The sequence below is a fragment of the Vibrio sp. AIC-3 genome, from assembly GCF_013114515.1.
Classification (GTDB): Bacteria; Pseudomonadota; Gammaproteobacteria; order Enterobacterales; family Vibrionaceae; genus Vibrio; species Vibrio crassostreae_C.
Map to the genome: position 1 here is coordinate 1 of NZ_VTXG01000018.1, position 15,058 is coordinate 15,058.

Genomic DNA, 15,058 nt, shown 5'->3' on the forward strand with positions numbered 1-15,058 from the left:
GTGATAGTGTCCGTCGCCGTTTTACCATGCGCTAGTGCTTGAACTGCCGTGTTTTTGTTATCTAAATCGTAGGTCCAATTACCGTTATCTTTAAGATGTAGGGTGCCTAATTGACCTGCGATATCGGTATTCGAGAAGTGATCTTCGCCTTTATCGGTATCTGTAATAGTCAGAGTCCCAGACGTTTTCAGTTGCGACTCTTCAGTTACCGCCCCTGAATTTGTACCTGAAATAACAGCAGTATCATTAGTGCCATTAACGGTAATAGTGACTTGATGTGGTGTGCCATCGGCAGAGTGAACAGTGACGATGTCTGTCGCAGTTGAACCTTGGCCAAGTCTTTGAACTACTGGGTTATTGTTGTCTAAATTGTATGTCCACGCACCGTCTTTGGTGATGCTTAGCGTACCGAAATTGCTAGTTACTTGTGATGCCTGGAAATGATCTTCTCCAAGATCAGAGTCCGTGACCGAAAGCTGCCCTTGAACTTGTGTCGTTAAATCTTCAGTTAACGTGCCAGTATCCACACCCGTAATTACTGCATTGTCGTCGTTCCCGCCAATCGTCATATCGATGGTTTGCGGTGTGCCATCTTTGGTGTGAATTGTGAAACTTTCATGCAGTGAAGTGGCTGCGGTTAAAGCTTGAACATTAGAGAGCGAGTTATCAACTTGATACTGCCAATGTCCATCAGCATCGATAGTTAATGAACCATATTTACCTGAGATAACTTCCGGCGTAACCGAACTTTCATTTTGGTCAGGGTCTATGACATCGATTTTGCCGTTCGCATGTAACAAGCCTTGTGAATCAATATTGTGATCTTCTGTTACCACACCTGTTAAGTCTCCAGAAATATTTGGCGTGTCTTGCTTACCTGTTACCGGTATCTGAACAATGATGCTCGAGCCGTTAGATAGATGTAACGCAAAATGATCAGTACCTGGTTGGTGCTGGTTTAACAGGATGTATTGAGGAGAATTTGGATTCAATACGAATGTGTATTGACCATTTGCATCAACATGAAGCTCTCCGTAGGTACCTTTTATGACTTCTGGCATAAAAGTGACAGGTAAAGCGGGCGTCGTAGACGCATTCGAATGAGTCGGCTGACCGTTACTCCCTGAGGAGATAGTCGGCATCGATACCGAAGGAATGTAATGGACTTGCGGGTGAGAAAGCGTCGACAAATGATGAGAAGGAACCAAGTGAGAGCTCGAACCATGGGCGGCATGACTTGCACTTAAGGTGGAGTTTACGTCGCTGTCACTCGTCTGAGCTTCTTGGAGAGCAACCGCTGATGAGTCCGCCTTGCTATGGTCATCGGTGACATCTTTTTCGGTCACGTTATTTGCGGTTACTTGATCTGCAGCGTCGCTGGAATTGTCTATACTTTCTGCAGCAGCGTGTTTAGCCAATGATGGCAAAATCATCATGAGTGACTGAAAAAGTGGGATATTCACTTTTAGATGTGAATGCAGTCTGCGCTTCTTTTTTTGTGTTGGTTTCTTTTGTTCTAGCTTGTTACTTTTCTTATTTTTGATTTCTGTATTTTTCTTGTTTGCTTCGACGTTTTTTTTGTTAGCCATTTTTATCATCCGTGAATCGTGGTTGCACTATCTTAAGTAAAATACACAGATAGAGGTTTCGCTAGCTAATTGGATAATTTTTAAAGAAAAAACTGCAAAGTCGAAGAATTATCTCATTTTGATGAAAGAGAGGATGAATACTTTTTCAACGGTCAGGTAAATATCGGCACAATGGCATTGACCTTACACTAAGGGTAACGTTTATAGTTGCGGTGTAAATTCAAAGGTAAGCTATGACAAACACATTCCGAAAAACTTGGATTATTGTTTTCAGCATCATTGCGATGTTGATGTCTAGCTATGCCTCAAGCTCCTCAGCCTTGATGACTGAAGTAATGATGATGGAAATGGGGTCGAGCAAGTCGGCTTGTTACCACAGCGATACTTCGGTTAATGATTCAATGGCAGGGTGTCATGTGATGAGTGAAGAAGTACACGCTGAAGACTCTAACATGAGTGCCCATGCTTTGATGGCTCAATTCGATATGTCTTCAATGAGCGAAGACGGCAGTCCGATGATGGGTAACCATTGTTCGAGTGCCGATTGCTGTGCCTCAATGTGTTCTGCAAGTCCCTATCCAATCCAGGCTGTTCAAGCCGTTGATCAACTTTCCTTTTCATTAGCTCGTTTTCAATCGGTCACGATTGGCCAGAAAGTCGCACGCGCTCAATCTTTGCTACGCCCACCTTCCGCATAAATCTATATCTAAAAATACAGCTCTATCAGTTAGATAAATCTGATAAGCCATTCTTTTTTATGCGCTAATTAGCGTTAGATATGGACATTCATTGTGAATATGAAACCAACAACCTCTGTGTTTGTCATGAACACGAGCTTAGTGGTTGCTGCTACCTTGCCTATGGCCTTGTTTTCAAGTGCTACGCTCGCGGCTACCACGGCGTCAGCTTCAAATGCTCAACACATTTCAGCACATGACCAAGCAAGCTCGACGCAGCAACTCAATACACTGATTGAGATTGCTTTAAGCGAAGATGGAAATCGCAAGCAGTACTTTGCTCAGTCTCAAGCGATGCGAGAAACGGGCATTGCCAGCTCGACCTTAATGGATCCTAAATTAAAAGTTGGATTTGGCGGTTTGCCTGTCGATAGTTTTCAATTCGACGAAGACCCGATGACCAATATATCGGTAGGGTTGATGCAGCAGTTTGAGCGTGGCGATACGCTTAACCTTCAACAAAAAAAGGCAGGCCAACAGGCTGATGCTTTAGCTTTGCAGGTGCAAGCAAGAGAATTGACGGTTGCGAATAGCATGACGCAGCTTTGGCTTAAGTTAGGTTATCAGCAAAAGGCTGAGTCGGTGATTCGTCAAAATCGTCGTTTGTTGGTTGAGCTTGAAAACTATGTACAAACCAATTACTCGATTGGTAAAAGTGAAGCGCAAGATCTGCTTAACGCTCAGCTTCAAGTGAGTAAGCTTGATGAGAAACTTCAGGCAAACCAGCAGGTTCAGCGTCGTCTAATCTCTCAGCTTTCTGAATGGTTGGGTTCTGATTGGCTAGGCTCTCAGGTTCTTGATTCTCAGGGCACACTGAATGCAACTAACCAAATCGATTGGTCGTTGTTGGAAAGCAAATTAGCGACCAATATCGCTTCAACCAAGCACTACCAGCTACTGACTGACCATCCTTTGGTTAAGATCTCCGATGTCAGTATTTCCTCCAATCAAACTCAGGTCGAGTTAGCCGAGCAAGCTTATACCCCGCAGTTTGGGGTGGAAGTGATGTATGCACACCGTCAAGCCAATAACATGGCGGGTGAACCTGCTTCTGACCTGGTGAGTGCTTATCTGACAGTCGACATCCCGCTGATTACAGGGAGCCGACAAGATAAGAACTTATCGGCTGCTCAGTATCAAGTTGGTGCGGCCAAATCTCAAAAAGACACCTTACTTTCCCAAATGAACGCGCAAGTGAACGCATTGCTGGTGGACAGATCAAATCTGATCCAGCGATTAGATCGCTATCAAACGTCCTTGCTTCCTCAAACCGCAGCACGAATCAGCGCGGTTGAAAGGGGCTATCAAAACAATACCGCTCAGTTTAACGATGTCATTTTAGCAACGACCGATGAGCTGGCGCTTAAGTTAGAGCAACAACGTTTGATCACCGATCTCAACATCGTTAACAGCAAACTGGCGGCGTTAGTCAGTGGCTTTGAATACCAAGTAAACCAACCACAACTTAACTCAAGCGCAACTAAACACACAGCCAATCAATAGGGGAATAGACAATGAATACAGTAAAAGTAGCAACAATCGCTTTATTGGTCGGTGGTGCATTGGGTTTTGGTGTGAACCATTTTCTAATTAATCCAGCACACGACATGTCAGCAATGGCAACCAGTACAGAAGCCAGCGATGAGCCTCTGTACTGGGTGGCTCCGATGGACCCAAATTATCAGCGTGATAAGCCGGGCCAGTCACCAATGGGGATGGATCTTATCCCTGTATATGCTGACGATGTGAACGGCGGAGCCAAAGATAAGCCCGGAACCGTGTTTATTGATTCTTCTGTGGAAAATAACCTTGGCGTGAAAACCGCACAAGTCACGAGAGAAGCGCTATCACCACGCATTGAAACGGTTGGCTACGTGGCATTTGATGAAAGTGCGCTATGGCAAACCAACGTCCGTGTTTCTGGTTGGGTGGAAAAACTCTCCATCAACGCAGTCGGTGAGAAGGTAAACAAAGGTGATGTGCTTTTCACACTCTATTCTCCAGAGCTTGTTAAAGCACAAGAAGAGTTGATCAGTGCTTATAAAACGGGTCGTAAAGGTTTAATCAAGGGCTCGACTGAACGCTTGGTCACCCTAGGTGTAGATAAAGCGCAGATACGATCCATCGCTCGTAAAGGGAAAGCCTCACAAACCATTGAAGTCAAAGCGCCAGCCGATGGTGTCATCGCAAGTTTGAATATCCGAGAAGGTGGTTACCTTTCACCTGTACAAGCGGTGATCAGTGCTGGCCCATTAGGCGAAGTATGGGTTGATGCTGAGGTGTTTGAGCGTCAAGCGCACTGGATCTCGTCAGGCAGCGATGCGGTGATGACGCTAGATGCCATTCCCGGCAAAGAGTGGTTGGGTAATGTCGATTACGTGTACCCAATCCTTGACCCAAAAACTCGAACCTTGCGCGTTCGTTTGAAGTTCTCCAATCCAAATGGCGAGCTTAAGCCAAATATGTTTGCCAATATTGCGCTGAAACCCATCAGTGATGAAGCCGTTCTTACTATCCCAAGATCTTCGGTGATTCACTCCGGTGGTATGACTCGAGTGGTGATGTCAAAAGGTTCTGGCAAGTATCGCTCTGCTCGTATTGAGGTTGGTCGTGAAGCTGGCGAAAAAATAGAGGTGCTTCAAGGGCTAGAGCAAGGCGAAAACATTGTCACTTCTGCGCACTTCATGTTGGATTCTGAATCGAGCCAATCTGCTGATCTGTCACGCATCAATGGTGTTGAGGAACAAGCTGAAACCGTATGGGCAAACGGTGAAATTTCCGATGTTATGCAAGGCAGTCGCATGGTGACGATTAACCATCAGCCTGTTCCTGAATGGGATTGGCCGGGCATGGTGATGAATTTCACCTTTGCGGAAGGCTTGGACATGAGTGACGTGCAACGTGGTAAGGCGATTGATTTTGAGATGAGAAAGACAGAGTCAGGGCAGTACGAGGTTGTTGATTACAAGGTCAACAAACACAAGATCGCTGGCGAAGTTTGGGTATCAGGCGACATCACTATGTTGATGGCAGATTTTGGCATGATCACCGTAAAACATCAGCCAGTCCCTGAGTGGAATTGGAAAGCGGGTGAAATGAATTTCCAAGCCAGTGATGACCTTGATTTATCTGAGTTTACCGAGGGTCAAACCATTCGGTTTCTAGTGGCGAAGCAAGGTTCTGATTATGTGCTCAAATCTCTCGAACCGACGAATAGCACGGGTGAGGGCGAACTATGATCAATGCAATCATTCGCTGGTCTATTAGCAACCGCTTCTTAGTGTTGGTTGCTACTGTAGCCATCGTATTTGGCGGCTTATACAGCGTTAAAAATACACCTGTCGATGCCATTCCTGATTTGTCAGATGTTCAGGTGATCATCAAAACCAGTTATCCGGGGCAAGCCCCACAAGTGGTCGAGGATCAGGTTACCTATCCATTGACCACCGCCATGTTAGCTGTACCGGGTGCTGAAACAGTTCGTGGCTACTCGTTCTTTGGTGATTCCTATGTCTATATCATCTTCAATGACGATACCGATATGTACTGGGCGCGTTCACGAGTGTTGGAGTACTTAAGCCAAGTTGCACCTAACTTGCCATCGAGTGCCAAGCCAACACTAGGGCCAGATGCAACCGGTGTGGGCTGGGTTTACAGCTACGTGTTGCAAGATAAAACCGGTCAGCATGACTTAGCGGAACTTCGTAGTTTGCAAGATTGGTTCTTGAAGTATGAATTACAAACTGTAGAAGGCGTGTCTGAAGTTGCGACCGTTGGCGGCATGGTGAAGCAGTACCAAGTACAGATTGATCCTGCCAAGTTACGTGCATATGACCTGACGCTTCAGCAAGTCAACAAGGCAATCCAAGATGGTAATCAAGAAACAGGAGCGTCTGTTGTTGAGATTGCCGAAGCCGAACACATGGTTCGCACCACGGGTTACCTTACAAGCATCGAAGACATTCAATCTTTGCCGTTAAAAGTGACAGACAAAGGTACTCCGCTGCTATTAGGTGACATTGCTGACATTAACCTTGGCCCACAAATGCGTCGTGGTATCTCGGAACTCAATGGTGAGGGCGAGGCGGTTGGCGGCGTTATCGTGATGCGCTTTGGTGAAAATGCCAGTGAAGTGATCGACTCGGTTAAATCCAAACTCGCTGAACTGCAAGCTGGCTTGCCTGATGGTGTTGAGATTGTCGCGACTTATGACCGTTCGACTTTGATTGATTCAGCCGTTGAAAACCTTTGGAAGAAGCTGGCTGAAGAGTTCATCGTGGTCGCCGTGGTGTGTGCGCTGTTCTTGTTCCATATCCGCTCGTCGTTGGTTATCGCACTAAGTCTGCCTGTTGGTATCTTAGGTGCATTCATTGTGATGCATTGGCAGGGTATTCACGCCAATATCATGTCTCTTGGCGGGATCGCGATTGCGATTGGCGCCATGGTGGATGGTGCCATCGTGATGATCGAGAACGTTCATAAACACATTGAACGGACTCCGCTCACTGACAAAAACCGTTGGCAAGTGATTGGTAAGGCAGCAGAAGAAGTTGGCGCGGCGCTGTTCTTCTCTCTGATTATCATTACCTTGAGTTTTGTGCCTGTGTTCGCGCTAGAAGGGCAAGAGGGCAAGATGTTCTCGCCACTTGCGTTTACCAAGACGTATGCAATGGCCGCTGCAGCTGGTTTGGCTATCACGCTTGTGCCTGTACTAATGGGTTACTTCATTCGTGGCAACGTGCTACCTGAACACAAAAATCCAGTCAACCGCAGCCTAGTGGCGATGTACAAGCCGCTTCTAAATCTCAGCCTAAAATATCCAAAGGTGATGATTGTTATCGCACTTGGCTTAATGGCGTCTGCTTATTACCCAACCAGTAAGCTTGGTAGTGAGTTCATCCCTCCTTTGGACGAAGGGGATTTGATGTACATGCCAACCACGTATCCGGGCATCTCAATAGGTAAGGCTCGTGAGTTGTTGCAACAAACCAACAAGCTCATTAAAACCATTCCAGAAGTCGAAACCACGTGGGGCAAAATTGGTCGAGCAGAGACTGCAACCGATCCTGCGCCACTGACTATGATTGAAACGGTTATTCAGCTTAAACCGCGAGAACAGTGGCGTGACGGTGTCACTACGGAGTCTCTGCGTAAAGAGTTTGATGATCTGATTCAATTCCCCGGTTTGACCAACGCTTGGGTCATGCCAATCAAAACGCGTATCGACATGTTGGCGACCGGTATTAAAACGCCAATTGGTATCAAAATCGCAGGCCCAGATCTGAGCGTGATTGAGGACATTGGCTCTCAACTTGAACCCATCCTCAATAGCGTGAGTGGTACGGCTTCTGTCTACGCTGAGCGTGTTGCGGGTGGTCGTTATGTGACGATAGACATCAAACGTCGTTCTGCTGCGCGATATGGCTTGAGCATTAAAGAAGTGCAACAGGTTATTTCGACTGCGGTTGGTGGCATGAACGTGGGTGAAACCGTTGAGGGGCTAGAGCGTTACCCAATCAATGTCCGTTACCCACAAAGCTATCGTGATTCTGTCGTTAAGTTGCAGAACCTGCCGTTAGTGACACCAAATGGAGCGCGAATTGCTTTGTCTGATGTTGCAGATATTCGCTATGAAGATGGACCACCAATGATTAAGACGGAGAACGCGCGTCCTAATGGCTGGGTGTTCGTTGACATCGAAGGTCGCGACCTTGGTTCTTATGTGGCAGAGGCGCAAAAAGTCGTTACAGATCAAAGCGTCTTACCTGCGGGTTATTCACTGGCATGGTCTGGTCAATACGAATACATGGAGCGTGCGAAGGAGCGTTTGAGTGTCGTTGTACCAATCACCATCGCCATCATCATGTTGTTGCTCTACCTAAGCTTCCGCCGTGTCGGTGAGGTGATGATGATCATGCTCACATTGCCACTCGCAATGGTTGGTGGCCTATGGCTAATGCATATCCTCAATTACAACTTCTCCATTGCAGTAGGGGTGGGCTTTATCGCCCTTGCAGGGGTTGCTGTTGAGATAGGTGTGATCATGTTGGTTTACCTAAACCAAGCATGGCACTACAAAAAATTGGATGCGGAGCAGAACCAGCAAGCACTTAAGAGTGAAGACTTAACGGATGCGATTCGTGAGGGCGCAGGACTGCGTGTTCGCCCTGTGATGATGACGGTACTTACGGTGATTATTGGCCTCATTCCAATTATGTATGGCGAGGGAACGGGCTCTGAAGTGATGCAGCGAATTGCTGCGCCGATGATAGGCGGAATGGCGTCTGCACTGTTGCTTACCCTACTGGTGTTGCCTGCAATCTTTAAGCTCTGGAAACAGCGTGAGATTATGCATAGCCAAAACGAGACAAACAAATAACGTATTGATTATTAGCCCTTACTTACCAAAACAGAGTGAGTAAGGGCGTACCACATGAACATTTGAAACTAACAAATAAATAACTGAATTAATCTAAGGAACGATCATGAAAAAGACACTTATTGCGATTGCACTGACGTTAACTACTGCAACGGCTTTTGCTGAAATGGACCATTCGAATATGGACCACTCGATGATGAAGAGTGGAGAGATGGATCATTCAAAAATGGATCACAGCATGATGAAGGATGGAAAGATGGACCATTCGATGATGAATATGGAAGGCATGTCTGAAGTGGGTATGCCTGCGACAGGCGCAAAGCCGGATAAAGTGGTTCATGTTCTGCTAAGTGATGATATGAAAATCACATTTAAAAACAAGGTCGATATAGAGCCAAATGACGTAGTGCAGTTTGTTGTGATGAATACAGGCAAGATTGATCACGAATTCTCGATTGGTTCTGCCTCAGAGCAGCTAGAGCATCGTGAAATGATGAAAAAAATGGGTAATCACGCTCATGACTCGGGCAGTACAGTCACGGTTAAGCCGGGCAAAGCGAAGCAGATGCTTTGGCATTTTCATGGTGATAATAACGTAGAGTTAGCGTGCAATATCCCTGGTCACGCTGAAGCGGGTATGGTGAAGTCGTTAACGCTTTAGACGTTAATCAATAGCGCTTTGTTGAATTAGAAATTCAATGAGGGCTAGAAAATTAAAGATAAGTCTTAACTTATACCTAAAGCGCTTTGCTGTGAGGGATTCGCTGAGGCTTATCTTTATTTATAGTCACTGTAGCAAGATAGAAGTTTCAAGCAGGTGGTGTGCCTCGCCGCTCAGGTGCGGTAGCTCTGCCATGATCTTTTTAAACTTGTCATCGATTGCCTCTGCTTCATTCAGCGATCGAAAAGCCAGTACAGCCTGTTCAGGTTCGCTGTTCACATAACCTTTCAATGTATCTAGCTGAATTTTATTGGCATTTTCAACTTTTGCTAGCGCGACATTAATTGCTTTGATGCTAATTGTTAACTCATTGCTTTTAAACATTTTTAATTATTTTTGGTTGTTGCTAATGCGCGCACATTACCACAACTGTTTTTGCAGATATTGACCAAGATTATTAAATTGGAATAATTTTGAAAATCATTAAAAGCTGAACTGCAATGTGTGATTTGGATAGGTGTCAGAAATACGAAGCGATTTAAGGAGTTAATAGCTTTGGTTGGTCAATTAGCGTTGATTCGTCAGTCTAAGCTTAAACAAAATAAGTTAAATCAGTATAGATTTAATGACTATGGATTTATCGAACGGAGAAAGTTTTTGAATAGGGTATCGCTGGAAGAAAGCACGTCATGGAGCTTAAGGAGAAGTTGGAGCGTGCAGCGGGAATCGAACCCGCATCATCAGCTTGGAAGGCTGAGGTAATAGCCATTATACGATGCACGCACACTGTCTTAAGAGTAAGACTGAGGCATCAAGAAGACTGGAGCGTACAGCGGGAATCGAACCCGCATCATCAGCTTGGAAGGCTGAGGTAATAGCCATTATACGATGTACGCACATCGTCTTAACGAGAGTGATAATGCCACATCTAACTGAAAACGAAACCTTTTTCTTTCATTTTTATTCTAAGTGCTCGCATAACCACCACTCCGCTAGTTTTTCAATCATGTTCGGCGTTTTAAGAGTGAATAAAATGTGACTAAACTCTCGTTAAACGGAGGGCGAGAAACAATGGAAAATCCCCCGCTATTTCTGTGACAAATTCGGTTTGATTTATAAACCAGTTTGTTGGTGTTAGCTTGTCATAAAACCCATACAAATTAAGGAATTTGGAGTGTTAACATAAACTGATTTTTAATCGTGTTTTGGCGTCCATTAATAACAATCTGAATGCATAAATTTAACTTATTAGTCGGTCAAAACATTCAGTAAACTAATCCCAAATGAGTAGAGTTATAGAGACTTCTAAGCCTTTGCAGAAAAAAGTAACGAGTTCAGTTGATAATTCACGCAAAAGCCTCGTCATTCCGTCTATCGTTTGGTACATTTGCCGCACATTTTGTCTCCCCTAAAATACCCATGCCTTCTCAGTTCCGAATTAACAAAATTGTTGAAATTGGTGACACTCTTCACCGCAGTGGTTGTGCTCCGTATAAGCTTGAAAAATATACACAATATTATGCTAAAAAGCATGGTGTGGATGTGATGATCCAAGCAACGCCAACCGCGATCAATTATCAGTTTCCAGACGATAACAACGCTGTGATTCTTAAGCGTCTAAAGCCTGCTTCAATTAACCTGAGTTTGTTGGCTAATACCATCATTCGTATTAACCAACCGAGCAGTGAGCCTGTACCAGAGCCTGTCGGTTACTCTAAATTTGTGACTGCACTAGCCAATATGGGGATTCCGCCTGCGTATTTGATGCTGGTGGGCAGTACGTTGGAAGCGGTGGGTTTTTCTGCGTTATTGGGTTTGATGGTTTGGGTCTGTCAGCAAGTCCTTCATTCACGTCGCGCTATCGCAGTTGAATTCATCTCGGCACTGTTAACGGGTATCTTTGTAGCGTTTTTGGCGAGCACAGGGTTGCCGATACCAGTGTGGGCGTTGTGTATCGCCTCGATCGTCTTGTTTGTCCCCGGGTTATCCATAGCCAACGCACTAGAATGTTTGGCGTTTAATGACTTGGTTTCTGGTACCAGCTTGCTAGGGCAGAGCGCCTTAACCCTGATTAAGCTGTTTGTAGGGATTATCATGGGGCTCAACATCGGTGAAGCGATATGGGGACAAGCGGTCTCCATCGACTATATCAATGCGGTACCGATGTGGATGCACATATCTGGCTTGGTGCTGATCTCTGTTTCTATCGGTGTGATGTTCAATGCGCGACCTAAAGACATCTTACTTGGTTTACCAGTAGCGGTTCTCGGTATGTGGGGCCCGTTCTACCTAGGTTTTGATAGTGGTTGGGTTGTCGGTACTTGGGTTACGACGGTTCTTATTACTTTGTACGGGACTTGGATTGCCAAGAAGATGGAGCTCACGGGCTCTATTTATATCGTGCAAGGGATCATCATCTTGGTTCCGGGTAGCCGAGTATTAGTAAGTGCCAGCCAATCGGTGTTTGAACAGTCGATTCTGCCTATTCCTAGTATTGGTTTGTCGGCGTTATTCATGTTCTCTGCAATCGTGGCAGGGCAAATCACCGCTTACTCGATTTACTCACCAAAAGTCGAACGTTAAGCCGTTCCGCTTTTCAAACCTTTAAACAAACACAGCTTAGCGGCTGTGTTTGTTCGTTTTAGGTGCTGCTCTTTTTTGAAGACAATTAGCTCTCCGTAAAACTTGTTAGATTTATGCTCGCTAAGCCTGACAAGAGCCATTAAAATGGAACAAATTCTATTTAAATTAAGTATTAACGTATGTCTCTACCTCCTTGTCCGCAATGCCAATCTGAATATGTCTACCCAGACCAAAACAACCTAATCTGCCCTGAGTGTGCCTATGAGTGGAATCCAGAAGAAGAGCGTTTAGAAAGAGAAGCCGCGCGTGTTAAGGACGTAAATGGCGTTGTATTGGAAAGTGGCGATAAAGTTACCTTCATTAAAGATCTAAAAATTAAAGGCAGTTCTAGCGTACTGAAAATCGGCACTAAAGCCGTGATTCGACGCATCAACGAAGGCAAAGATCACCAGCTAGATTGCAAGTTGGATGGTGGCGGTGAAATGTTGGTTACGGCGAAGTACGTTAAGAAGCAATAGTCGATAATCGGTCAAAATTGCGAGTTGCTACTGAACTAAATAGCGTAAAAACCGGAGGAGAATCAACATTATATGGACATGGTTAAAGCTGCTCTTTCGCATTCAACTGCCTTTCATCACTATGTGAACGCCTGTGTTGAAGATGGGTTAGATATTTACACGGGCATTTCTGATGGCAGTGATGCCTATTTAGAAAGACGAATTGCTTATTCAAAAGGTGGGGGTTTGCCAGAAGGGTGGACGCCTGCTTCTACTTATTTTTGTTTCGAGTCTGGACGTATTCTTGGAGTGATAAGAGTTCGTCATGGCACCAGTCCGTACATTCACGATGTCATCGGACATATCGGCTACGAGACTTTGCCACAAGCGAGAGGGCGGGGTATCGCAAGTCATATGTTGTCTTGGGTTCAACGACACGTATTGACCGAAAGCGCTATTATTACGTGTGAGAGGGGCAATATTGCTTCGCAAAAGGTGATAGAGAAGTGCGGTGGACAATTCCTGAATACCTTTTATTCAGAGCAAGATAAACACGAAGTCTTACGTTACCAACTAGAACCCAAATGAACATTTAAGCGTGGCATTTAGTTTTATCGGGGGCGCTGAATTCCGGTTTTAGCGAAAATGAAACCACAGCCAATTATTGTTGGAGGTATTTTGAAGTATTCAACAAGAGCTGCTCAGTCATCAGATTATGAATTTCTGTTCGAGCTTAAGAAGGCCGCTGAGTTCGAACCTATCAAGGCCGTATTTGGCTGGGATGAACAAATTCAACGAGATATACACGCCGAAGAGTGGGCAGAAGAACGCCCTGAAATCATTGAATATCAAGGTAAAGCGATTGGTAGTGTGTTGTTGCAAGACAAAGGCGAGCACTTCTATTTTTGCCGATTCTTTCTACTGCCTGAATATCATGGCAAAGGTATTGGCAGCCAAGTTTTAACGGATTGCTTAGCTCAAGCAGCCAAACTCAATAAGCCTGTGGAGTTGTGTTATTTACAAGGTAATCGAGTTGGGGAGTTGTATTTAAGGTTTGGCTTCGAAATCACCTCGCAAAACGATCAGTTTGTCTATATGTGGCGTGAATAGACACTCATTCAAAATGATCACACCGTGTCGGTAACTTGATAGGCACCTGACACTTATCTAACGTAAAACCTTGTAAAGCTCCCTATGCTTGATGACTAAGCGATTACACTTAGAAAAGATCGAGCGTAAGGGAGTGTGCAATGAATTATTACCCGACTTCAAAAATCGTGGGTGAACAAAGGTTTGGCTTTGGGCCAAAACTAGGTCAAACAACCTATTATTCTCCTGTAGAACAGTTGGATAAAAAGCCATTCGTTCACCAAGCTATACAAGACTTACCGAGTACTGAATCTACTCTGATTAAAGTAGGAGAGAATCGTGTACAACGAATGAAGGCCAAGGGTGACGAACAACAGATGCAAGCCACGAAGAAAGAAGCGCAGTCTTTTCTTCGAACGCAGTATCGACAACAAGCTCAAGCTCGCCACCTACAAAGTGTTGAAACTCCTTATGGTTTTCAAGAGCGCATCATTCAGTTTTGGAGCAATCACTTCGCCATCTCGGTCGATAATCGAAAACTGATGCCCTTGGCCGCCTGCATTGAAAACGATGTGGTTCGCCAGCATTGGAATGGTAACTTTGGCGAGATGCTGATGGCTTCTTCTAAACATCCTGCGATGCTTCTGTATCTCGACAATCAACTCTCGATTGGTCCCAATTCAAAAGTCGGAAAGCGCCGTAATAAGGGGCTCAATGAGAACCTCGCTCGTGAGATCTTAGAACTCCACACTCTTGGCGTTGACGGTTCTTACACTCAGCAAGACGTCATTGCCTTAGCAAAAGCGATTTCAGGCTGGGGCATTAAATTCAAATCTCCTGATGCTGGGTTTCGATTTGCTAATAACCTGCATGAGCCAGGAAGTATCACACTGCTTGGAAAGTCCTATTCTCAATCCGGCGTCTCGCAAGGAGAGTCGTGTTTAAAAACCTTAGCGACCCACAAAGACACTGCTGCGTACTTGGTTGGTAAGCTGTGCCAGCATTTCATTGGCGACATACCTAAAGAACTCTCAGAGCAAATGGTTGCTGAATATCTGAGAGGCGAGGGGAATTTACTGCCTGTTTATCGCTTGTTATTGAACAGTGCTGAGGCGAGTAAACCTAACCCTAATCGTTTTAGACCGCCGAAGGAGTGGCTGTTTGCCGTTCTTCGTAGTGCCGATATTTCTTTAAACGAGAAACAGGCATTCAATGCACTCAACAATTTAGGGCAGCCTCCTTTTAAACCGGGTTCACCTGCAGGCTGGTCGGATCAAGACAGAGACTACAATAGCCCTTCGGCGTTGACTCAACGTATGCAAGTTGCGAATAGGCTTGCGTCTGCTGCAATAAAATCGGCTAAAGCGTCAGGAGTTAAGCCGAAAGCGGTAGTGGATAAAGTGATCGCGGGTTTATATGGCGATGCTATTGATGAACACACCCAAATTGTATTGAACAAAGCCGACAGCGCTGCAATGCAACTTTCCCTGTTGTGGCTAAGTCCGCAGTTTCAATATCGTTAG

General features: G+C 45.2%; 12 protein-coding genes and 2 tRNA genes. 10 read left to right on the top strand and 4 right to left on the bottom strand.

Annotation, left to right across the window (positions count from 1 at the left end; translation table 11 throughout):
* A partial coding sequence (locus F0229_RS13430) for a VCBS domain-containing protein (RefSeq protein ID WP_216606141.1) occupies positions 1–1,589 on the bottom strand: 1,589 nt, incomplete at its 3' end.
* Positions 1,590–1,822: 233 nt separating this feature from the next.
* On the opposite strand from F0229_RS13430, the gene F0229_RS13435 reads away from it, so the two are divergent.
* The 5 genes from F0229_RS13435 to F0229_RS13455 all read left to right on the top strand — a co-directional run bounded on the left by F0229_RS13435 (position 1,823) and on the right by F0229_RS13455 (position 9,366).
* Positions 1,823–2,287 (top strand): hypothetical protein, encoded by a 465-nt coding sequence (locus F0229_RS13435; RefSeq protein WP_017059270.1) that lies wholly within the window; start codon positions 1,823–1,825, stop codon positions 2,285–2,287.
* 99 nt (positions 2,288–2,386) lie between these two features.
* The gene (locus F0229_RS13440) at positions 2,387–3,829 is read left to right on the top strand and encodes a TolC family protein (RefSeq protein ID WP_171733070.1); all 1,443 of its coding nucleotides are present in this window, start codon (positions 2,387–2,389) and stop codon (positions 3,827–3,829) included.
* An 11-nt stretch (positions 3,830–3,840) separates the two neighbouring features.
* Positions 3,841–5,565: an efflux RND transporter periplasmic adaptor subunit gene (locus F0229_RS13445; protein ID WP_171733040.1), complete on the top strand. Its 1,725-nt coding sequence runs from the start codon at positions 3,841–3,843 to the stop codon at positions 5,563–5,565.
* Positions 5,562–8,705, top strand: a complete 3,144-nt coding sequence (locus F0229_RS13450; protein WP_171733041.1) for an efflux RND transporter permease subunit — start codon at positions 5,562–5,564, stop codon at positions 8,703–8,705. Before F0229_RS13445 ends, F0229_RS13450 begins: the two co-directional genes overlap by 4 nt.
* A 106-nt stretch (positions 8,706–8,811) precedes the next feature.
* Complete coding sequence (locus tag F0229_RS13455) at positions 8,812–9,366, top strand: cupredoxin family protein (protein ID WP_171733042.1); 555 nt, start codon at positions 8,812–8,814, stop codon at positions 9,364–9,366.
* A 126-nt stretch (positions 9,367–9,492) separates the two neighbouring features.
* Here the strand turns inward: F0229_RS13455 and F0229_RS13460 are convergent, their stop codons facing one another.
* The 3 genes from F0229_RS13460 to F0229_RS13470 form a co-directional block, all read right to left on the bottom strand.
* On the bottom strand, positions 9,493–9,750 hold the full coding sequence (locus F0229_RS13460) for a hypothetical protein (RefSeq protein WP_171733043.1): 258 nt from the start codon (positions 9,748–9,750) through the stop codon (positions 9,493–9,495).
* A 324-nt stretch (positions 9,751–10,074) separates the two neighbouring features.
* A tRNA-Gly gene (locus tag F0229_RS13465) sits at positions 10,075–10,149 on the bottom strand.
* Positions 10,150–10,187: 38 nt separating this feature from the next.
* Positions 10,188–10,262 (bottom strand) — tRNA-Gly (locus F0229_RS13470).
* Positions 10,263–10,785: 523 nt separating this feature from the next.
* Between F0229_RS13470 and F0229_RS13475 the strand changes: the two genes are divergently transcribed.
* The 5 genes from F0229_RS13475 (at position 10,786) to F0229_RS13495 (ending at position 15,058) form a co-directional block, all read left to right on the top strand.
* The gene (locus tag F0229_RS13475; RefSeq protein WP_102278796.1) at positions 10,786–11,949 is read left to right on the top strand and encodes a threonine/serine exporter family protein; all 1,164 of its coding nucleotides are present in this window, start codon (positions 10,786–10,788) and stop codon (positions 11,947–11,949) included.
* Positions 11,950–12,128: 179 nt separating this feature from the next.
* On the top strand, positions 12,129–12,467 hold the full coding sequence (locus tag F0229_RS13480) for a zinc ribbon domain-containing protein YjdM (protein WP_004731484.1): 339 nt from the start codon (positions 12,129–12,131) through the stop codon (positions 12,465–12,467).
* A 72-nt stretch (positions 12,468–12,539) separates the two neighbouring features.
* Complete coding sequence (locus tag F0229_RS13485; RefSeq protein WP_017058965.1) at positions 12,540–13,034, top strand: GNAT family N-acetyltransferase; 495 nt, start codon at positions 12,540–12,542, stop codon at positions 13,032–13,034.
* Positions 13,035–13,124: 90 nt separating this feature from the next.
* Positions 13,125–13,556 carry a GNAT family N-acetyltransferase gene (locus tag F0229_RS13490; RefSeq protein WP_171733044.1) on the top strand — a complete coding sequence of 144 codons (432 nt, stop codon included), beginning with the start codon at positions 13,125–13,127 and terminating at the stop codon, positions 13,554–13,556.
* Positions 13,557–13,696: 140 nt separating this feature from the next.
* Complete coding sequence (locus F0229_RS13495) at positions 13,697–15,058, top strand: DUF1800 family protein (protein WP_171733045.1); 1,362 nt, start codon at positions 13,697–13,699, stop codon at positions 15,056–15,058.